The organism is Endothiovibrio diazotrophicus (assembly GCF_054657215.1).
Map to the genome: position 1 here is coordinate 1 of NZ_BAAHXB010000100.1, position 20,767 is coordinate 20,767.

17 protein-coding genes and 1 pseudogene are annotated in these 20,767 nt (G+C 68.3%); 11 read left to right on the top strand and 7 right to left on the bottom strand.

What is annotated here, in order from left to right; translation table 11 throughout:
• Window positions 1–2,892 (bottom strand): TIR domain-containing protein (locus ACYQ2W_RS19735; protein WP_459871107.1); only part of this gene is annotated, 2,892 nt, incomplete at its 3' end.
• Between the two features lie 521 nt (window positions 2,893–3,413).
• Between ACYQ2W_RS19735 and pssA the strand changes: the two genes are divergently transcribed.
• The 7 genes from pssA (at window position 3,414) to ACYQ2W_RS19770 (ending at window position 9,802) form a co-directional block, all read left to right on the top strand.
• Window positions 3,414–4,226: a CDP-diacylglycerol--serine O-phosphatidyltransferase gene (gene pssA / locus ACYQ2W_RS19740; RefSeq protein ID WP_459871109.1), complete on the top strand. Its 813-nt coding sequence runs from the start codon at window positions 3,414–3,416 to the stop codon at window positions 4,224–4,226.
• Between the two features lie 424 nt (window positions 4,227–4,650).
• Window positions 4,651–6,195, top strand: coding sequence for a 2-isopropylmalate synthase (locus ACYQ2W_RS19745; protein WP_459871112.1), 1,545 nt, complete (start codon window positions 4,651–4,653; stop codon window positions 6,193–6,195).
• Window positions 6,196–6,383: 188 nt separating this feature from the next.
• Window positions 6,384–7,079, top strand: coding sequence for a class I SAM-dependent methyltransferase (locus ACYQ2W_RS19750; protein ID WP_459871115.1), 696 nt, complete (start codon window positions 6,384–6,386; stop codon window positions 7,077–7,079).
• Window positions 7,080–7,216: 137 nt separating this feature from the next.
• Window positions 7,217–8,176: a uracil-DNA glycosylase gene (locus ACYQ2W_RS19755; protein WP_459871117.1), complete on the top strand. Its 960-nt coding sequence runs from the start codon at window positions 7,217–7,219 to the stop codon at window positions 8,174–8,176.
• Between the two features lie 268 nt (window positions 8,177–8,444).
• Complete coding sequence (rimI, locus tag ACYQ2W_RS19760; RefSeq protein ID WP_459871120.1) at window positions 8,445–8,942, top strand: ribosomal protein S18-alanine N-acetyltransferase; 498 nt, start codon at window positions 8,445–8,447, stop codon at window positions 8,940–8,942.
• 110 nt (window positions 8,943–9,052) lie between these two features.
• The gene (locus ACYQ2W_RS19765) at window positions 9,053–9,478 is read left to right on the top strand and encodes a pilin (protein ID WP_459871123.1); all 426 of its coding nucleotides are present in this window, start codon (window positions 9,053–9,055) and stop codon (window positions 9,476–9,478) included.
• 75 nt (window positions 9,479–9,553) lie between these two features.
• On the top strand, window positions 9,554–9,802 hold the full coding sequence (locus ACYQ2W_RS19770; RefSeq protein ID WP_459871125.1) for a type II toxin-antitoxin system prevent-host-death family antitoxin: 249 nt from the start codon (window positions 9,554–9,556) through the stop codon (window positions 9,800–9,802).
• A gap of 228 nt (window positions 9,803–10,030) precedes the next feature.
• Here the strand turns inward: ACYQ2W_RS19770 and ACYQ2W_RS19775 are convergent, their stop codons facing one another.
• The gene (locus ACYQ2W_RS19775; protein ID WP_459871127.1) at window positions 10,031–10,474 is read right to left on the bottom strand and encodes a DUF29 domain-containing protein; all 444 of its coding nucleotides are present in this window, start codon (window positions 10,472–10,474) and stop codon (window positions 10,031–10,033) included.
• Between the two features lie 208 nt (window positions 10,475–10,682).
• Window positions 10,683–11,945 carry a NupC/NupG family nucleoside CNT transporter gene (locus tag ACYQ2W_RS19780; RefSeq protein ID WP_459871130.1) on the bottom strand — a complete coding sequence of 421 codons (1,263 nt, stop codon included), beginning with the start codon at window positions 11,943–11,945 and terminating at the stop codon, window positions 10,683–10,685.
• Window positions 11,946–12,181: 236 nt separating this feature from the next.
• Here ACYQ2W_RS19780 and ACYQ2W_RS19785 point away from each other — a divergent pair, with 236 nt between their 5' ends.
• From ACYQ2W_RS19785 to ACYQ2W_RS19800, 4 genes and pseudogenes are all read left to right on the top strand, one after another.
• Window positions 12,182–12,703, top strand: coding sequence for an acyloxyacyl hydrolase (locus tag ACYQ2W_RS19785; protein ID WP_459871132.1), 522 nt, complete (start codon window positions 12,182–12,184; stop codon window positions 12,701–12,703).
• Between the two features lie 78 nt (window positions 12,704–12,781).
• Entirely contained in the window at window positions 12,782–13,249 is a 468-nt protein-coding gene (gene sixA, locus ACYQ2W_RS19790; RefSeq protein WP_459871135.1) for a phosphohistidine phosphatase SixA, read from the top strand.
• 41 nt (window positions 13,250–13,290) lie between these two features.
• Window positions 13,291–13,557 (top strand): outer membrane protein assembly factor BamE domain-containing protein, encoded by a 267-nt coding sequence (bamE, locus tag ACYQ2W_RS19795; protein WP_459871138.1) that lies wholly within the window; start codon window positions 13,291–13,293, stop codon window positions 13,555–13,557.
• Between the two features lie 12 nt (window positions 13,558–13,569).
• Window positions 13,570–15,383 (top strand): annotated as a pseudogene (locus ACYQ2W_RS19800) (AMP-dependent synthetase/ligase).
• Between the two features lie 260 nt (window positions 15,384–15,643).
• Here ACYQ2W_RS19800 and rep read toward each other — a convergent pair.
• From rep to ACYQ2W_RS19820, 4 genes are all read right to left on the bottom strand, one after another.
• On the bottom strand, window positions 15,644–17,653 hold the full coding sequence (gene rep, locus ACYQ2W_RS19805; RefSeq protein WP_459871141.1) for a DNA helicase Rep: 2,010 nt from the start codon (window positions 17,651–17,653) through the stop codon (window positions 15,644–15,646).
• A 102-nt stretch (window positions 17,654–17,755) separates the two neighbouring features.
• Window positions 17,756–18,037 (bottom strand): type II toxin-antitoxin system RelE/ParE family toxin, encoded by a 282-nt coding sequence (locus ACYQ2W_RS19810; protein WP_459871144.1) that lies wholly within the window; start codon window positions 18,035–18,037, stop codon window positions 17,756–17,758.
• 2 nt (window positions 18,038–18,039) lie between these two features.
• Window positions 18,040–18,327, bottom strand: a complete 288-nt coding sequence (locus ACYQ2W_RS19815; protein WP_459871147.1) for an antitoxin of toxin-antitoxin stability system — start codon at window positions 18,325–18,327, stop codon at window positions 18,040–18,042.
• Window positions 18,328–18,438: 111 nt separating this feature from the next.
• Window positions 18,439–20,634: a primosomal protein N' gene (locus ACYQ2W_RS19820; RefSeq protein WP_459871149.1), complete on the bottom strand. Its 2,196-nt coding sequence runs from the start codon at window positions 20,632–20,634 to the stop codon at window positions 18,439–18,441.
• Window positions 20,635–20,767: the final 133 nt, after the last annotated feature.

Consider the following 20,767-nt stretch of genomic DNA (forward strand, 5'->3'; position numbering starts at 1 on the left):
CGCGGAGGCGATGGCGGTGCCGTCGGGGGAGGCGGCGACGGCCTGGACGCTGCCCGCGTGGCCGGTGAAGGGCAGGGCTCGGGGGTGGGTGGGCGGGCGGGTGTCGCGGCCCACGGGGTGGCCGCGGGCGATCAGGCCCGCGTCGGGGTCGCCGCGGTCGGCGGGGGGAAGGCCGCGGGTCCGCTCCAGGCGGCAGTGGAGCCACTGGGTGCGGTGGCGCTCGCCGCCGGTGAAGTCGGCCGCGGTGAGGTCAAGGTCGCGGAAGAGGGTGCCGGCGAGGGTGGCCCGGTCGAAGCGGGTGGCGACGGCGCGGCCGCCGATGAACTCGGCCCGGTCGAGCCGGGCGCCGCTCAGGTCGGCGCCGTCGAGGGTGAGGTGGCGCAGGCGGGCGTTGGTGAGGTCGGCGCCCTGGAGCTGGAGGTCGTGGAGGGGGAGGGGGCGGTCCGGGGTCCCCTCCAGGCGCCACGCTCTCAGCCGGGCCCCCTCCAGGTGGAAGCCGGTGAGGGTGGGGGCGGGGTATCGCTTGCCGTGGGCGTGGAGGGCGTAGGCGAGGGTGAGTTCGCTGGCCCGCGGGCGGTAGGCGTCGCCCACCGCCTTGAGGGTGTTCAGGCAGCGCTCGTCGCGCTCCTCGCTCAGCAGTTGGCCGAGGAAGTCGAAGACCTCGCGGTTGGGCAGCGGCAGGTCGAGGGCCTGCCGGTCGCCGGCGCGCAGCCGTTCGCGCAGGTGGGCGGCGAGGAAGAACTCCTGCAGCGAGGTGTGGGCGAAGCGGAAGCGCTCCTCGCCCTCGCGCACCAGGAAGGTGGCGGTGCGCAGGTCCTCCTTGAGCAGTTCGCGGGAGATGCCGTCGTAGTGGGCGGCGATCCGTGGGTGGTCGATGAGGAAGTCCACCAGCCACTGCTCCAGCTCCTCCACCCCCCAGGTGCGTTCGCCGGCCCGCCACAGGGTGGCGGCGAAGCGGCCCATGAGCAGCCGCTTGTGGTCGGGGGTGAGCTGGTGTTTCCCTTCGTCGCGCTCCAGCCAGGAGCGGACCATGTGGTCGTAGAGGGTGGCGCCGGTGACGGTGCGTCCCTCGGCCTTCCACTGCTCCAGTTGGGGGATGTGGCGGGCGATCAGGCTGAGGGTGTAGGGGCGTTCGGCCATCTCCGGCAGGTTGTGGATGGTGCGGATCAGGCCGAGCAGCCGCTCCACCGACTCGTCGGGGAGGGTGAGTTCGAAATACTTCTGGATCTGCGCCTCGGTGAAGGGAAGGAGGAGGAAGGCGCGGTAGTCGTCGGCCTGTAGTCCGTCGCGGTCCTCGGCGGTGAAGTGGCTCTTCTGGTCGCGCAGGGTGCGGAAGTAGTGGGTGCGGCAGGAGAGGAGCAGTTTGCCGCGGCGGGGCGGGTCGCCCTTCTCCTCCTCGCGGCGGGTGGTCGGCGGCAGGATGCGCCACAGTTCGCGGGTGAAACGCTGGCCGGCGGCGGTGGAGAGGTGGACCAGCACCTCGTCGAGGCCGTCGAAGAGCGCGATGGCGCCCTGTTCGCGGACCAGGTGGATCACCTCGTCGGCGCTGAGGCGGGGGAGGTCGGGGCCGGCCTGCCAGCTGCGGCGGAGCACGGTGTCGATGATCTCGGGGAGGAGCGGTTCCTGCTTCGCCCGTTCGCCCAGGTGGCGCAGGTCGAAGTAGATGGGCAGCGGGGTGGCGGGGTCGCGCTCCCGCGCCGCCAGCAGGCGGTGGGTGAGGGCCTTGCAGGTGGTGGTCTTGCCCATGCCGTATTCGCCGAGCAGCGCGAAGTAGCCCTGGCCCCGCGGGTCGCGGGCCCAGCGCTCCAGGAAGTCGAGGGCGTCGAGGCGCTGGCCGTCGCTCGGTGCCCCGGCGTCGGGGTCGATCTTCTCCAGGCTGGCGACGAGGCCTTCCGGGACGACGAGGCAGTCGAGCTCCTCCTCCTTCAGCAGGTGGCGCCGCTGGTGTTCGGTGAGACGGCGGGCGGGGGTGTGTTTGGGGGTGTCCAGGTGTTGGCGCACCACCGCCTCGATGGCGTTGGCCAGCTCGTTGACGAATCCCTTGGCGCGGGTTCCCGTTCGCTGGGTGAAGAATTTGCCTGCGTCGTCGCGGAACAGTTGGGTTGTCCCCAGTCCTTTCAGGTCGATGGCGTCGTTGAATTCGATCTCTTCCAGGCCGACCGGGATCGCCCGTCTCCACGCCACCGGCTGTTGCGGGTCGGGGGAGAGGAAGTGGGGCAGTTCGTGGCGGGTGATGAAGGGGCTGGCGAGGAAGTCGTAGCTCACCAGCAGCAGGCCGAAGTGGCAGCCGTCGATGGCCTTGCGGATCGCCTCGCGCCACGGCTCGCCGGGCAGGATGTCGCCGTCGATCCAGCGTTCGAAGTGGTACTCCTTGGAGCAGAGCAGGCGGGTCTCCAGGTGTTTGAGGAGCCGTGCGGCGGCCTTGCGGTCCTCGTGGGCGTAGGAGACGAAGTAGCGAATCACCCGTTTGCCGTCGCGGGTCTCCTCCAGGATCAGGCCGTCCTGGGGGGCGAGGTGTTCGGGTTGGGCGGCGGAGGCCTCCTTGCGGGCGTAGTCGGCCGCTTCGCGGGCGGCCTGGTTTTCCCCTTCGAACCAGCTCCAGCGCCGCTCGGGCGGGGTGCGGTTGTGGCCATCCACCGCCAGGGCGAAGGCGAGCCCCTTCTTGGTGGCGGCTTTGCGCAGGCGTCGGCGCAGGGCGCGGTAGCTGTTGAGGGCGGCCTCGCGCTCCTGGTGGGGGAAGAGGGCGGCGAGGGCGGCGCCGAGGGGGAAACGGTGGGTGGCGTCGAGGAGGCCGATCAGGGTTTCCAGCCGCTGGCGGTCGGTGGCGCCCGGCTCCCCTTGCAGGCGGTCGAGCAGGCGGCGGGTGGCGCGGGCGTCGAGGCGGTCGTCCATGACGGGTTCTCGGGTTTTACGGAGTCGTTACGGATTCAGCGTAGCCGAGGGCGATGGGGTGTCAAATCGTTGCGGACTCCTCGGCGGGGAAAGCGGGAACGGTTGGGCGTGTGGCTTTGTGGAAGGGCGCGCGCCGTGCGGAGAGGTGTGGTGACGATGACCTGGGGGAGCGGTGGTTATGGACGCACCACTCTTCCCTCTGGTCCCCCCTCTGGTTACGACGCTCTGCGTCGTAACCCGCCACCTTGGACGCTCTGCGTCCTGGTCCTTGGCGAGGTGTTGAACGTTTGGAGCTTTCGTTTGACATGACGCTGAGCGTAAGAGAAGAGGTTTCCACGCGGAGCGTGGAAACCAGAGGATATGCAGGTTGGCATCGCGTTCGCTCAACCCAACCTACGGGGCATCGTCGCGGCGGCCCGGGGTGCCATCGCGCTGTCATTTCCCGGTGGGAGAGTGGTCGCGGTTTCCCGCGTTGGGACAGTGCTTTAGACTCTGCGGATCGACGCTTTCGGACGGTGTGCATGAACTCAGACTCCAAACCGCGGCGCGGCATCTATCTGCTGCCCAATCTGTTCACCACGGCGGGGCTGTTCGCCGGCTTCTACGCGATCATCCTCTCCATGGCCGGGCGCTTCGAGACCGCGGCGGTGGCGATCTTCGTCGCTATGGTGATGGACGGGCTGGACGGGCGGGTGGCGCGGCTGACCAATACCCAGAGCGCCTTCGGGGTGGAGTACGACAGCCTTGCCGACATGGCCTCCTTCGGGCTGGCCCCGGCGTTGGTGGCCTATCAGTGGTCGCTGATCCACTTCGCCGAGATGGGCGCGGCGTGGGCCAAGCTGGGGTGGTTGGCGGCCTTCGTCTACGCCGCCGGGGCGGCGTTGCGGCTGGCGCGCTTCAATACCCAGGTGGGGACCGCCGACCGGCGTTACTTCCAGGGGCTGCCCAGTCCGGCGGCGGCGGCGGTGGTGGCCGGCTTCGTGTGGGCCGCCGACGACCTCGGCTTCGACGGCAACACCCTGCTGTGGGGGACCTTCTTCCTGGTGATCGCCAGCGGGGTGCTGATGGTGAGCAACATCCGCTACCACAGCTTCAAGGACATGCACCTGAAGAACCGGGTTCCGTTCGTTGCCCTGCTGGTGGTGGTGCTCGCCTTTATTTTTGCCTCGATCGATCCGCCCAAGGTGCTGTTCGGGGTGGTCTTCCTCTATGCGCTCTCCGGGCCGCTGCTGACCATCTTCCATCTGCGCAGGCGGCGCGCCGAGCGCGAGTTGCGCACCGAGGCGCGGGTGGCCGAGGAGGCGGGCGAGAAGGGGGAGGGTGGTCTACCCTAGGGGGAGGTTTAGGGTTTCGGTTGGAAGCCCGCAATGAAAAGAGGGAACCTCCCATGTTGCCGTTCGAACGCCACCTCACCGTCGTCATCGTCCTCAGCCTGCTGGTTCTCGCCGTCTCCATCTATCTCATCATCGGCTGATTTTTCGGCTTGGGGCCGAAAAATCAGTGTGTGGTGACGGGTTTGTGGGGAGAATCCTTCGTACTCTGCCGCCGACTGGTCGGTGCGCGCGGGGTTGGCAAGGTGGTGGGCTGACGGGTATATTTCGCCGCTTACTTGTTGATTTGGCGTGATTTGAACGCCCTGGCGCGACCGCTTCGTCACTGCCGGCGTCTCCTTTCCCCTGGCAGGGGTCCTGAATTCCTACTTTTTCTTTGCGGCCGGCACCGCTTCGCGGTGTTCCGTGCCTATCCCCGGAGCAGACCATGAGCGACAAGCTGATCATCTTCGACACCACCCTGCGCGACGGCGAGCAGAGCCCCGGCGCCTCCATGACCAAGGAGGAGAAGGTGCGCATCGCCAAGGTGTTGGAGAAGATGAAGGTCGACGTGATCGAGGCGGGCTTCCCCATCGCCAGCCCCGGCGACTTCGAGTCGGTGCAGGCGGTGGCCCGCGCGGTCAAGGGCTCCACCGTCTGCGGTTTGGCCCGCGCCCTGGAGAAGGACATCGACCGTGCCGGCGAGGCGCTCAAGGACGCCGCCTCGGCGCGGATTCACACCTTCATCGCCACCTCGCCGATCCACATGCAGGAGAAGCTGCGCATGACCTCCGATCAGGTGGTCGAGCAGGCGATCATGGCGGTGAAGCGGGCGCGCGGCCACACCGACAACGTGGAGTTCTCCGCCGAGGATGCGGGTCGCTCCGAGATCGATTTCCTCTGCCGCATCATCGAGGCGGTGATCGACGCCGGTGCATCCACCATCAACATCCCCGACACCGTCGGCTACAACCTGCCCCACCAGTTCGGCGAGACCATCCGCACCCTGATCGAGCGGGTGCCCAATGCCGACAAGGCGATCTTCTCGGTCCACTGCCACAACGATCTGGGCTTGGCCGTGGGCAACTCGCTCTCCGCGGTGCTCAACGGCGCCCGCCAGGTGGAGTGCACCATCAACGGCCTCGGCGAGCGGGCGGGCAACGCCTCGCTCGAAGAGGTGGTGATGGCGGTGCGTACCCGTCGCGATCTGTTCAGCTGCGATAGCGGCCTCGATACCACCCAGATCGTCCCCGCCTCGCGGCTGGTATCGAGCATCACCGGCTTCCCGGTGCAGCCCAACAAGGCGATCGTCGGCGCCAACGCCTTCGCCCACGAGTCGGGCATCCACCAGGACGGGGTGCTGAAGAAGCGCGAGACCTACGAGATCATGCGCGCCGAGGATGTCGGCTGGAGCGCCAACCGGCTGGTCCTCGGCAAGCACTCCGGGCGCAACGCCTTCCGTACCCGGATGAGCGAGTTGGGCATCGAGTTCGCCGCCGAGGAGTCCCTCAACGAGGCCTTCGGCCGCTTCAAGGCGCTGGCCGACAAGAAGCATGAGATCTACGACGAGGACCTCCAGGCGCTGCTCACCGAGGCGGACCTCGAGGCGGAGAACGAGCGCATCAAGCTGGTGGCGCTGAAGGTGTGCAGCGAGACCGGCGAGACCCCCGAGGCGGTGGTCACCCTCAACGTCGAGGGGGTGGAGAAGCAGGCCAACGCCATCGGCGGCGGGCCGGTGGATGCGGCCTTCAAGGCGATCGATTCGGTGGTGCGCAGCGGCTCGACGCTGGAGCTCTACTCGGTCAACTCGATCACCAGCGGTACCGACGCCCAGGGCGAGGTGACCGTACGGCTGGTGCGCGAGGGGGCGATCCATCAGGGGCAGGGGGCGGATACCGATATCGTCATCGCCTCGGCGAAGGCCTACATCAACGCGCTGAACAAGCTGACGCAGGTGCGTGATCGGACCCATCCGCAGGCGCATACGGTTTGATGTTTGTGCTGTTCGTAGGCGTTTTCCCGGCGTGACGTTCGGTGCCTGATTCGGCGCCGCGGCGGGCGCGGCCCGCCCTATAGGGCGGCCTGCGGCCGCCGTCGCCTTTCCGTTGGCACCGGCGGTGGGTGAATGGTTCGACGATAGGGGCGACAAGCCCCCCCGGACGACGAGATATGGAAGAGACCTTGAGTTCTAGCCAATTCACCGAACGTTTTCTCGCCGGCCCACGCGGCGCCATTCCGTTCCTGGAGGAGCAGTTGGCGCTGCTGGTGCGGTTGGCCGGCGGCGGTCGGGCGCCGCGGCGCTTCCTCGACCTGGGTTGCGGCGACGGTCTGCTCGGCGCGGTGCTGCTCGATGCCTTTCCGGAGGCCGAAGGGTTTCTCCTCGATCGCTCCCAGCTGATGCTCGGCGAGGCGGGGATGGCGTTGGCCCCCTTCGGCGGCCGCGCCAACCTGCTCCACGCCGACTTCTCAGACCCCAGCTGGTGCCTGCAACTGCCGGCGGGGGGATTCGATCTGATCGTCTCCGGTTTCACCTTCCACCACTACCCCGACAGTGAGAAACGCACCCTCTACGGTGAGTTGTTCCAGTTGCTGGAACCGGGCGGGCTGTTCCTCAACCTGGACCGGGTCGCCGCCGCGTCCGGATGGACGGCGGAGCTGTGGGACCAGCAGGTGATCGAGGCCCTTCACCGCCAGTCCGGCGGGCTGCGCTCCCGCGAGGCGGTGGAGGCGGGGTACCGCGGTCGCAGCGATGTGGGCGAACGTTCGCCGGCCCCGGTGGAGGCGCAGTGCGCCTGGTTGCGGGAGACCGGTTTCCACGACGTGGAGTGCTTCTTCAAGTATCTGGAACTGGCGCTGTTCGGCGGGCGCCGGCCGTGAATGCCGGGTAGGGTGTGCCGACGACAGGAGGCGCACCGGTCGGAGCGCGGTGCGCCTCGTAGCTCGGCACACCCTACGAATTGCCGGCCGCTTCCGGTATTCTCGAACGCTTTCCGGATGGCTTTTGTAACTCTCTCATGACCCCCGAGCAGCGCCTCCTCTATCTCGACGCAATGGGCATCCAGGTCTGGTTGCCCAACGACGCGGTTGCCGCGGACGGGGTGGTTGTGGAGGTCGCCTCGCCGGTCGAGGAGGCGGTTGCCGAGGTCGCGCCGGTGGCGCCTCCTGTCTCCGCTCCGCCTGTCGAATCCCCTGCGCCGCCCGCGCCGCCGCCGTTCATGGAGGAGCCCCCGGCCTGGGACGAGCCGCCGCCGTGGTATGACGAGGCGGCGATGCCGCCTCCGTCGGCGCCGCCCCCGATGGCGCGCAATGCTCCCCGGTCCGCTCCTCCCTCTCCGCCGCCGCGTCCGGCTCCCGCCGCGCCGCGCCAACGGCCGGCCCCGCCCCCGGTGCCCGAGCCGCGCCGTTCGGTGGGCGCGTCGGTAGGCTGGGAGTCGTTGGAGTCGATGGTGCGCGACTGCACCCGCTGCGAGCTTCACCGCAGCCGCACCCACCCGGTGTTCGGCGTCGGCGACCGCAACGCCACCTGGATGGTGGTGGGGGAGGCGCCGGGGCACGATGAGGACCTCCAGGGCGAGCCCTTCGTCGGCCGCGCCGGCAAGCTGCTCAACGCCATGCTGTGGGCCGCCGGCTTCGCCCGCGAGCAGGTCTACATCGCCAACGTGCTGAAGAGCCGGCCGCCCAACAACCGCGACCCGCGCCCCGACGAGGTGGAGGTCTGCATCCCCTACCTGCTGCGCCAGATCGAGCTGATCCAGCCGCGGGTGATCCTCGCCGTCGGGCGCGTCGCCGCGCAGAACCTGCTGCAGACCGACGAGGCGATCGGTCGTCTGCGCGGCCGGGTCCACACCCTGCGCCCCTACGGCATCCCGGTGGTCGCCACCTACCACCCCGCCTACCTGCTGCGCACCCCCAGCCAGAAGCGCCGCGCCTGGGACGACCTCAAACTGGCCCTGCGCGTCCACGGCGCCGGTTGAAGAGAATATTTGTCCGCAAATGAACGCGAAGGCAGACGCAAATGAAGAGCGTGACGTGTGAGAACGTCGTAGGGCGTGCCGAGGAACGAGGTGCACCAGCCTCTACGGAGTGGTGCGCTTCCTGTCGTCGGCACACCCTACCCAAGGGCGTTCATCGAACGGAGCCACTGATGGGCGTCGATGACCCTGGCCGAAAAGTCGTAGAAAGATTCTCTGATCATTCGCGTTCATTCGCGTTCGTTTGCGGACAATCTCTTTGGATTCTTCCATGAGCGCGGTGATGAAGGCCCGCGAGGTGCGCTTGCGGCCGATGTCCGCGGCGGATCTGGTAACGGTGATGCGGGTGGAGCGGGCCGGCTACCGTCACCCGTGGAGCGAGGGGATCTTCAACGACTGCCTGCAGGCGGGCCACCTCTGCTGGATGGCGGAGCTGGATGGGGAGGTGGTGGGTCACGGGGTGATGATGGTGGCCGCCGGCGAGGCCCACATCCTCAACGTCTGCGTCCACCCCGACCACCAGGGGCGGGGGGTCGGCCGGCGCATCCTCAACCACCTGCTCCACCTCGCCCGCCGCCGCGACGCCGACATGGCGCTGCTGGAGGTACGCCCCTCCAATACCGCCGCGGTGGCCCTCTACGACTCCCTCGGCTTCAACGAGATCGGCCGCCGCCCCAACTACTACCCCGCCCGCAACGGGCGGGAGGACGCCCTGATGATGGCCCGCACCTTGATCGAGGGGGAGGGGCATTTTGGGGAGTGGGAGTAGGGGGAACTTCGTTGCATCGGCGCGAGTCCGAGGTGGACACGCTTCGCCGATTGGGGAGGGTGTGCCGAGGCACACCCTACGCACTTTCTTCATCCATGCGCAGTAACCACATGAAACTCCTCAACCGACTTGATCTCATCGCCCCCCTCGTCCTGGTCGTCGCCGTCGCCGGCATCCTGCTTTACGCCCAGCCCACCCGTGAGAACCTGACCCACCGCAAGAACCTGCTGGCCGGCGTGGCCCTCGGCAAGGAGGTGGTGCAGCGGGTGAAGGTGTTCCACGGCAGCGAGGGGCGCTGGCCGAACGGGCTGGAGGAACTGACCCTGCCCGAGCGACCGCGGAGCGACTACGTGGAGTCGCTCACCCTGGGTGACCAGGGGCGGGTCGAGGTGAAGCTGAAGGGGGATGAGGCGTTTGCCGGCAAGTCGCTGGTCTTCGATTTCGTCGAGCGCGGCGGGTATCTGGTCTGGCGCTGCCGCGGCGAGGGTCTGCCCGACGACTGGCTGCCGGACATGTGCCGGTCGGATCGGGGTTGAGAGATCTCATTTTCCGTTTGCATGTTATTGTGCGTGCTATTATCCGCATAATTACATGATTTTCGGGGTGCAGAGATGGGTGTCCTACTTACCCGTGCCGATCAGGCGGTTTCGATCACCGAGATCGCCCGCTCGGCGAAGAAGTTCTTCGACAACCTGATCAGCGGCAAGCAGGATCGTTACGTGGTGATGCGCAACAATGCGCCCGCCGCGGTGGTGCTGCCGGTGGCGACCTACGAGGCGCTGCAGGACGAGCTCGACGACCTGCGGGTATCGGCAAGAAGCTGGTTCGGGGCGAGCCGGACAAGGTCGGCAAGCCGCTGAGCGGAAACCTCGCCGGCTACCGACGCCTGCGCACCGGGGACCTGCGGATCGTCTACCGGGTGGAGTGCCGGGAGGTGGAGGTCTTGATCATCGCCATCGGTCCCCGCCGCGACAAGGGTGCCTACCGAGCGGCGGCGAAGCGGGTGGATTGATGCATTCAATGTAAACGGCGCAACGAGAAACGGACTTTGCGCCCTTCGCGCCTTTGCGTTGGATGTTCCTGCCCGGTTATCCCGGGAAATAGTCGGAATCGAGCACCTGCTCCAGGGTGTAGGGGCACTCCGCCGGGATCGTCACCTTCTCGTGATGGAGTTCGAACGACTTCTGCGCGATCCGCCGCGCCTGGGGCCATGCCTTGGCGAACAGCTCGTCGATGTAGTGCTTCAGGCTTGGGGTGTCTTCGATCCGGTTCTCTGCTTGGGCGCGGAACTCCAGCAGCTCTTCGGCCCATTTGGCTTGCGGCTCGGTGGCGGGGGAGAGTTCCAGCTTGAGCAGATGGACGAGAATCATCCGCAGCAGTGATTGGAGGGCCATCTTCTGCTCCCTGCCCATGTCCTCGATCTCCTCAAGGATATTCTCGAAGTCCAGCTCGGTGAGGCGTCCGGCCCGTAGCAGCGCCGCTTGGCGTTCTGTCCAGAGCAGAAAGTCGTTTTGGTAGGTGGAGTCCTTCATATCCGCTCCGTCGTGAGGGTGGCTCCGCGATTATAGCCTCGGTGGCCATGCGAAGAGTTCAACGCAAAGGCGCTAAGACGCAAAGGACGCAAAGGACGCAAAGGACGCAAAGGACGCAAAGGACGCAAAGGACGCAAAGGACGCAAAGAGTAAAGAAAAACTTCGCGCCCTTTGCGTCTTCGCGCCTTTGCGTTGGATGTTTCTCTTCTTAAATCAACAGTCCGACCACCGCCCCGGTCATGCAGGTGGCCAGCGTCCCCGCGACGATCGAGCGCATCCCCAGCTCGACGATCTCGCCGCGCCGCTCCGGCACCAGCGTCCCCAGCCCGCCGACCATGATCCCCAGGCTGCCGAAATTGGCGAAGCCGCACATCGCGTAGACCAGGATCAGCCGGCTGCGCTCGCTTAAGCTGCCCGGCTCCAGGGCCGCCAGGTTGAGGTAGGCGATCAGTTCGTTGAGCACCGTCTTGGTGCCGAGCAGCGCCCCGGCGGTGGTCGCCTCGCGCCACGGGATCCCCATCAACCAGGCCACCGGGGCCATCAGCCAGCCGAGGATCCGCTGCAGGGTGAACGGTTCGCCGCCGAGGTCGGGGAGCAGGCCGAGGATCAGGTTGGCGAGGTGCACCAGGGCGACCAGCACGATCAGCATGGCGATGATGTTGGCGAGCAGTTGGATGCCGCTGAGGGTCCCCTTGGTCACCGCGTCCATGGCGCTGTCGGCGTCCCGCTCGGGGATTACCTCGCCGGCGGTGCCCGGCGTGGAGGAGGGGCCGCGCTCCGGCACCATCAGCCGGGCGACGGTGATCGCCGCCGGCGCGGAGATCAGCGAGGCGGTGAGGATATGGCCCAGCGCGCCGTCGATCACCGGGCCGACGATCGCCGCGTAGAGCGCCATCACCGTGCCGGCGACGGTGGCCATGCCGGCGGTCATCACGGTGAACAGCTCCGAGCGGGTGAGCCGCGCCAGATAGGGGCGGATCAGCAGCGGCGCCTCGGTCATGCCGACGAAGATGTTGGCGGCGGTCGCCACGCCGAGGGCGCCGCCGACGCCGAGGCTCTTCTGCAGCAGCCAGGAGAGCGCGCCGACGATGCGTGGCAGGATGCGCCAGTAGAAGAGCAGCGCGGAGAGCGCGCTGACCACCAGCACCATCGGCAGGCCGCGGAAGGCGAGCACGTAGGCGCCGCCGGGTTGCTGCTCGTCGAAGGGGAGGTCGCCGCCGCCGAGGTAGCCGAAGACCATCGAGGTGCCGGCGCGGGTGGCCGACTCCAGGGCGAGCACCAGATCGTTGAGCAGGGTGAACAGTTCGCGCGAGGCGGGCAGGTAGAGGAGCAGCGCGGCCAGGGCCAGTTGCACCGCGACGCCCCCCGCGGCGGCGGCCAGCCGCACCTCGCTACGCCGTTCGCTGAACAACCAGGCAATGGCGGTGAGCGCCGCCAGCCCCACCAGACTCTGGAGATGCGGGGCGGCCATCAACTGGCCACCGGGCCGATGGCGGGCTTGCGGAACGCCACGGCCTTCGAGAGGGGGCCGCCGGCCCTTTCGTCCCATCGTTCGATCCCCATTTTCGCCTCTTTTTTCACCGTGCGGCCTTGTTATACTTCGGCGGTCTCCGCCGTCAGGAATGCGCTCGCGGGACGCAATACACCAAATCCAAATGCTTCGGCGGCGCCCGATGGCGCCGCTATTAAAACAGACCAGGGGGAGTTATGGGCAAGGCGATCGTGTGTGGCGCGCTGGCGTCGGCGTTGGTTCTGGCGGCGACGGTCCCCGCCCGGGGGATGGATGGGGCGGCGGTCACCATCGGTGGCGGTGACGACACCGAACTGGCGCGGGTGGGGTTGCAGTGGGACTGGGACAAGCGCTGGTTCGACGAGGGCGACTGGTACGTTACCGGCCTGTGGGAGGCGGAGGCGGGGGTGTGGAGCAACGGCGGCGGCGCCGACCTGAGCTTCACCCCGGTGTTCCAGCTCAAGCCCAAGTCCGAATCCGCTCCCTACCCCTTCTTCGAGCTGGGCATCGGTGCCCACCTGCTCTCCGATGAGCAGTTGGACAATCGCGACATGGGTGGCGTCTTACATTTAGGCACCCATCTCGGCGTCGGCTATCGCTTCGGCGATCACAACCGGTGGGAACTCGCCTACCGCTTCCAGCACCTCTCCAACGCCGGCATCGAAGACCCCAATCCGGGGATCGAGTTCCACGTCCTGCGCCTCGGCTACCATTACTGATATCGCGTAGCGTGTCGCGTCGCGATCGGCGCCCCTGGCGGGGCGTCGATCGCCGGGCGGTACGCCTGGAGGTTTGCCATGAGACTCTATCTGGTGCAGCACGGTGAGGCGCTCTCCAAGGAGGAGGACCCGGAGCGGCCGCTGAGCCCGCGGGGTGAGGTGGAGGTGGAGCGGCTGGCCGGCCTGCTGGAGCGCGCCGGTGTCCACGTCACCCGGGTGATCCACAGCGGCAAGGCGCGTGCCCGGCAAAGCGCCGAGGTGCTGGTGCGGGCGGTGGCGCCGGGGCGCGATGCGGCGGCGGTGGCCGGCATCGCCCCGCAGGACGATGTTGCCGCTTTCGCCCGTCAGGTGAAGGAGTGGTGCGAGGACGCCATGGTGGTCGGTCACCTCCCCTTCCTCGGTCGCCTTGCCGCCCTGCTGGTGGCCCCCGGCCACGACGGCCCGCTGCTCTCCTTGCGCCCTGCCAGTGTGGTCTGCCTGGAGCGCTGTGATGAAGAGGGGGCGTGGAGCATCGTCTGGATGGTTCGCCCCGAGCTGCTGGTTTGAGCGTACCCTCATCTTTCCCGGATTCAGGTATATCGATCCCTATGAAAACGATCTCTCTGCGCCTCGTTGTCCTGGCCCTGCTGGTATGGCTGGTGGCCTGTACCAAGATTACCCAGGAGAACTTCGACAAGGTCCGCGACGGCATGAGCCGCAGCGAAGTTGAGGCGATCCTCGGCGCCCCCACAGAGGTCTCCAGCGCCGGGGTCGCCGGGCTCTCAGGTACCTCCGCCAGTTGGACGGGGGAGGCGGGCAGCATCACCATCCAGTTCTTCAACGACAAGGTGCGGATGAAGCGTTTCACCAAGTAGGGAGGGGGCGGTTTGACCCCGATTGCTTCGATCCCGGCGGCGGAGGCGGTGACCCTCGACGGGCTGTTCCGCCTGCGCGTCCAGCGTACCCCGGACCACTCCGCCTACCTCGCCTATGACCGAGCCCGGAAGGCGTGGGTCGCCAGCTCCTGGGCCGAGATCGCCGACCAGGTGGCGCGCTGGCAGACGGCACTGGAGGGCGAGGGGCTGCGCCCCGGCGACCGGGTGGCGCTGTCGCTGCGCAACTCCCGGGAGTGGGTGATCTTCGAGCAGGCCGCCCTCGGCCTCGGCCTGGTGGTGGTCCCCCTCTACACCGACGATCGTCCGGACAACGTCGCCTTCATCCTCGAGGATGGGCGGTCAAGCTGCTGCTGGTGCAGGATCGCGCTCGCTGGCGCCGCCTCGCCGCGGCGCTGGAGCCGTTGGCGGGGCTTCAGCGGGTGGTGGCGTTGGGAGAGGGCGAGCCGGAGGAGGGGGAGGCGGCGCGGCTGCGCTACAGCGACGCCTGGCTCCCCGCCGGCGGCCATGTGCTGCGCGGCCGCGAGGGGACGCCCGACGAGCTGGCCACCATCGTCTACACCTCCGGCACCACCGGCCGCCCCAAGGGGGTGATGCTGAGCCACCGCAACATCCTCAGCAACGCCGCGGCGCCGCTCACCATCATCGACTTCTCCAGCGACGACCTGTTCCTCTCCTTCCTTCCGCTCTCCCACATGCTGGAGCGGATGGCCGGCTACTACATGCCGATGATGGCCGGGGCGACGGTGGCCTATGCCCGCGGCATCCCCCAGTTGGCCGACGATCTGGCCACCCTGCAGCCGACGGTGATGATCGCGGTGCCGCGGATCTTCGAGCGCATCCACGGCCGCATCCGCCAGGGACTGGAGAAGGGCGGCGCGCTGCGCCGCGCCCTTTTCGACGCCACCGTGGAGGCCGGCTGGGCGGTCTTCGAGCGGGCCCAGGGGCGGCGCGGCTGTGGGCTGCGGGCACTGACCTGGCCGCTGTTGAGGCGGTTGGTGGCGGCCCGCGCGGTGGCGCTGTTCGGCAGTCGGCTGCGGCTGGTGGTGAGCGGTGGTGCCGCCCTCTCGCCCGCGGTGTCGCGGGTCTTCATCGGCCTCGGTCTCAACCTGGTGCAGGGCTACGGGCTCACCGAGACCTCGCCGGTGGTGGCGGTCAACCCGCCGGAGAACAACCTCCCCTCCAGCGTCGGCCCTGCGCTGCCGGGGGTGGAGGTGCAGGTAGGGGGGCACGACGAACTGCTGGTGCGCGGCCCCAACGTGATGCTCGGCTACTGGAACAACCACGCCGCCACCGCCGCGGTGATCGACGACGAGGGGTGGTTCCACACCGGCGACCGGGTGAGCATCGGGCCCAAGGGGCACATCACCATCACCGGCCGGATCAAGGAGATCCTGGTCCTCTCCAACGGCGAGAAGGTGCCACCGGCGGAGATGGAGCTGGCGATCACCCTCGATCCGCTGTTCGAGCAGGTGGTGGTGGTGGGCGAGGGGCGCCCCTATCTGGCCGCGGTGGCGGTGCTCAGCGGCGACCACTGGGCGGGATTCGCCCAGTCGCTGGGGCTCGATCCGATGAAGGAGTCGTCGCTGGCCGACAAGGGGCTGCACCATGAGGTGGTCGCGCGGGTGGGCCGGCTCTGTCACGGCTTCCCCGCCTACGCCAAGATCCGCCGGGTCCACGTCACCCTGGAGCCGTGGAGCGTCGACAACGGACTGATGACGCCCACCCTCAAGGTGAAGCGCAATCGGGTCTTGCAGCACTACGCCGCGGCGATCGAGGCGATGTTCGCCGATGGACCGGCGGTGTGAAGGGCGAGGGTTTTCGGCGCTTTCAGACATGTTTTTGGGCACCGCGTCGTCACTTTGAAGCGATCTTGAATGGAGCGGTAGGTCGGCGCTACTGCGCCGACGCGAACGGAGGCACCAATCTTCCAGCCGCCGCGGTGCCTTCCGAACGGGATACGCCATCCGGAAGGGGCGTCATGGCCGCGAGTCCGCTGCCTTCGTTTGCGTCGGCGCGGTAGCGCCGACCTACGGTGAGTCGCTCGGGGCGGCGGGTCGATACCCGCTCAATCGAACATCCCCTTCAGATTGGCCAGATGGGCATTGCCCCGCTGCTTGCGCACCTCAGGCGCCACCTCCACCCCGGCCCCCTCCCACTCCAGCGCATCCTTCGGCAGCTCACTCAGGAACCGGCTCGGCTCGCACTCGATCACCTCGCCGTAGCGCTTGCGCTTGCGTGCCAGGGTGAAGGTGAGCGTGCGCCGGGCTCGGGTGATGCCGACGTAGGCGAGGCGCCGCTCCTCCTCCACGTTGTCCTCCTCCAGGCTGGTGCGGTGGGGCAGCAGCTCCTCCTCCATGCCGACGATGAAGACGTGGTCGAACTCCAGCCCCTTGGAGGCGTGCAGGGTCATCAGGTGGACCGCATTCTCGTCGTCCTCGCCGCTGTCGCGCTCGAGGATGCCCAGGAGCGTCATCCGCGCCACCAGATCGGCGAGGCTGCGCTCGGCACCCTCCTCCTCGTCGCGCACCTTGATCAGCCACTCGATCAGGTCGTTGACGTTGGCCACCCGCCGCTCGGCCGCCGAGGGGTTAGGGGCGTTCTCCTCCAGCCACGCCTCGTAGCCGATGTCGCGGATGACGTCTTTCACCAGCCCCACCGGGTCGCCGCGCTTGGCGCGGTCGCTCATCTCGGTGAGCCAACGGGTGAAGCGGCTCACCCGCTCATGGGCACGCGGGGAGAGGATATGTTCGAGGCCCAGTTCGAAGCTGGCGGCGTGGAGGCTCACCCCGCGCTCGTTGGCGTAGCTGCCCAGCTTCTCCAGGGTGCCGGGGCCGATCTCGCGGCGCGGGGTGTTGACGATGCGCAGGAAGGCGTTGTCGTCGTCCGGGTTGACCAGCACCCGCAGGTAGGCGACCAGGTCCTTGATCTCGGTGCGCTCGAAGAACGAGGTGCCGCCGGAGAGCTTGTAGGGGATGCGGTGGGCGCGCAGCACCTTCTCCAGGGCGCGGGACTGGTGGTTGCCGCGGTAGAGCACGGCGTAGTCGTGGTACTGGGTGTTGCTCTGGAACTTGTGGGTCAGCAGTTCCGAGACCACCCGCTCCATCTCGCCGTCGGCGTCGCGGCAGGAGATCACCCGGATCGGATCGCCGGGGCCCATGGCGCTCCACAGCTTCTTGTCGAAGAGGTGGGGGTTGTTGGCGATCAGGGTGTTGGCGGCGTGCAGGATGGTGCCCATGGAGCGGTAGTTCTGCTCCAGTTTGATCACCTTCAGCGCGGGGTAGTCGGTCTTGAGTTGCGCCAGGTTTTCGGGGCGCGCGCCGCGCCAGGCGTAGATCGACTGGTCGTCGTCGCCCACCGCGGTGAGGCCGCCGGTCACCCCGACCAGCAGCCGCATCAGTTCGTACTGGCAGGCGTTGGTGTCCTGGTACTCGTCCACCAGCAGGTAGCGGATCTGGTTTTGCCAGCGCTCCAGCAGTTCCGGGTCGCCCTTCAGCAGGCGTACCGGCAGCAGGATCAGGTCATCGAAGTCGACCGCGTTGTAGGCGCGCAGGCAGCGGTCGTAGGCCTCGTACATGCGCGCGGCGAGCGCCTCCGACTCGTCCTCCGCGTGGCTCAGCGCGCTGGCCGGGTCGATGAAGTCGTTCTTCCAGCGGGAAATCTTCCAGCGCAGGTCGTCCTCGGCACCGAGCGAGTCGCCCAGCTCCTTGCGTAGCAGCTCGCGCAGGAGCGTGCCGCTGTCGCTGGCGTCGAAGATCGAGAAGCCGGGCTTGAGGCCGGCGGCCTTCAGCTCCTTCTTGAGGATGGTCAGCCCCAGGGTGTGGAAGGTGGAGACCTTGAGGCCGTAGCCCTCGCGCCCCTGGAGGAGCTGGCCGACCCGCTCCTTCATCTCTTTCGCCGCCTTGTTGGTGAAGGTCACCGCGCAGATGTGGCGCGCCTGGCGGCCGTGGTGGCGGATCAGGTGGACGATCTTTTGGGTGATCACCCGGGTCTTCCCCGAACCGGCCCCGGCGAGCACCAGCAACGGCCCGTCGACGTAGCGCACCGCGGCGCGTTGTGGCTCGTTCATCTGGTTCATGGGATCGGGTTCCGGGGCGGGCCGGGCATTCTAACGCCGGGGTCGGCGCTCTGGAAGGAAACGCGGAGGACGCAGAGACGCAGAGAACGCGGAGAAGAGGTTTCAGCCGAGCGGCGGCCACTGGCGGGCGGTGTGGACGAGGGTCAGGATCCAGGTGGTCTCATCGGCGATCTGATAGACCAGGAGGTAGTGTTCGTGAGGGACCAGTTCGCGGGTGCCTGCGATCCTCCCGGGACGACCCATTTCGGGAAAGTGGGCCAATTGACCCGCGGCCTCGGAAAAAAGCGCGTCCATGCGCGCCGCAGCAGGAGGATTGTCTTCAGCGATGTACTCCCAGATCGCGATACGGTCCTCCTCCGCCTGTGGAGTCCAGCGCACCCGCATGTTCAGGTCTTATCCGCCCCGGTCAGCAGGCGCTCACGTCGGGCGGCGAACTCCGCCTCCACCTCATCGTTGTCCCGACCGCTGTTCGCGTGCATGGAGGTGCGAGCAGTCTCGACCTTGCGGCGAAGAAACTCGTCGTACTCCCGCGTCTCCCGTCGGCGTTGCACGTAGTCACGCATCAGTTCCCGTACGATCTGCGAGGCCGGGCGGTGGGCAGCCTCCGCCGCGGCCATGAACTCGGCGCGTAGTTCCGACTCCAGCTTCATGGTGAATACGGCTTGCTTGGACATGATGTGGACTCCGGCAAAAAGGTACTGACAAAGTATATAGGAGCAGGCGCCCTTTTCGCTCTTCTCCGCGTTCTCTGCGTCTTTGCGTTCTCCGCGTTTCCAGTGCCCAAGTCAAAACATCTCCACCGGATCGACATCGAGCGACCAGCGCACCTTGCGGGCGGAGGGGAGGGTCTCCAGGGCGGGAGCCAGGGGGGTCAACAGGCGGTGGAGGTCGGCGCGGTGATCGGCCTGGAGCAGGAGCTGGGCGCGGTAGCGGCCGGCACGGCGCTCCATCGGGGCGGGGATCGGGCCGAGGAGCATGACCCCGCCGGGCTCGCCGAGCAGCTCCTCGGCGTGCGCGCGGGCCGCCTCGAGGAAGGCGTGGGGGACGTCACGGTCGGGGGCCTCGGCGCGTAGCAGGGCGAGGTGGGCGAAGGGCGGGAAGTGGGCGTCGCGGCGCTCGGCGAGATCCGCCTCGGCAAACGCCCGGTAGCCGCGCTGGATCAGCAACTGGAGCAGCGGGTGGTCGGGGTGGCGGCTCTGGATCAGCACCTCGCCGGGGCGCTCGGCGCGCCCCGCCCGGCCGGCCACCTGGACCAGTAGCTGGGCGAGCCGCTCCGGGGCGCGGAAGTCGCTGGAGAAGAGACCGCCGTCGGCGTCGAGGATCGCCGCCAGGGTCACCTCCGGGAAGTGGTGCCCCTTGGCCAGCATCTGGGTCCCCAGCAGGATCCGGTAGCGGCCGGCTCGGGCCTCCGCCAGCACCTCCTCCATCGACCCCTTGCGCCGGGTGGAGTCGCGGTCGATGCGCGCCACCGCCACCTCCGGGAAGTGGCCGCGCAGGGCGTGCTCCACCTGTTCGGTGCCGACCCCCTTGTGGGCCAGCTCCTCGTTGCCGCACTGCGGGCAGTTGGGCGGTGCCGGCCGCTCGGCGCCGCAGTGGTGGCAGATCAGCCGGCCTTGGGCGCGGTGGTAGGTCATCTTGGCGTCGCAGCGGCGGCACTCGGCGATCCAGTTGCAGGCCCAGCACTCGAGCACCGGCGCGTAGCCGCGGCGGTTGAGGAAGACCAGCACCTGGCCGTTGCGATCCAGGTGTTCGCGGATGTGGCGCAGCAACGCCGGCGAGAGGCCCGCCTCGGTGCGGTGGGCGCCGACGTCGAGGACGCGGATCGTCGGGTGGCTCGCCGTCCCGGCCCGTTCCGGCAGATCCAGCAGCCGGTAACGGCCTTGCCGGGCGTTGTGCAGGCTCTCCAGGGAGGGGGTGGCGCTGCCCAGCACGATCGGGCAGCGGGCGCGGCGGGCGCGCACCACCGCCAGGTCGCGGGCGGAGTAGCGGAACCCCTCCTGCTGCTTGAACGAGGGGTCGTGCTCCTCGTCGATCAGGATCAATCCCAAATCGGGGAGCGGGGTGAACAGCGCCGAGCGGGTGCCGAGCACCACCGGGGCGTGGCCGCTGCGGGCGGCGTGCCAGGCGCATAGCCGCTCGCTGTCGTTGAGCCCCGAGTGGAGCAGCGCCACCGGCACCTGGAGGCGGCGGCGGAAGCGGTTGATCAGCTGCGGGGTGAGGCCGATCTCGGGGACCAGCACCAGTACCCGCCGGTCCGCCGCCAGCACCCGTTCGATGATGCCCAGATAGACCTCGGTCTTGCCCGAGCCGGTGACCCCCTCCAGCAGGAAGCCGGCGTAGTCGCCGAGGGCGGCGCCGACTGCGGTCACCGCTTGGCGTTGCGCGTCGTTCAGCTCCGGTGGCGGACTCGGTTCGATCTTGACCAGCGGCAGACAGGGGCGCTCCTCCGCCTCGATCCAGCCCTTGGTCGCCAGCGCCTTGAGCACCGCGCTCCAGTTGCCGCCGGCCAGCGTCTCGGCGGCCAGCTCGCCGTCGGCCTCCTGGAGCCGGCGCAGCAGCTCCGCCTGGCGCGGGGCGCGGGCAAGATCGGCGGGGGACTGACCTCGACCCGCCTCGGTGAGCCGCCAGTGGCGGTTGCCCGCCACCTCCGCCGGCTCGCCCTTGCGTAGCGCCACCGGCAGGGCGGCGGACACCGTTTCACCGATCGGGTGGTGGTAGTAAGTGCTCGCCCACTGGGCAAGTTCGAGGATTTCGGCATCGAGGAGCGGAACGGCGTCCAGCAGCCGGTGCGCCGGGCGTAGCTTGTGGGTGGGGACCGCGCTCTCCTCTGCGACCTCCAGCAGCACCCCGATGCGCTTGCCGCGGCCGAAGGGGACCGCCACCCGCACGCCGGGGGCGAGGGAGGCCGGATCGACCCCATCCGGCGGAAGGTAGTCGAAGGTGCGGCGCAGTGGCGAGGGGAGGGCGAGGCGCAGGATCATGGGCGCCTACTCTACATCAGGCTTCAGGCGTGGGCGTGAGTCGGAGGGGCAGCCATCAAGATGAGCCCTTTCGCCGCTGGTTACGACGCTCCGCGTCGTAACCAGCTACCTTAGACGCTCTGCGTCCTTACCT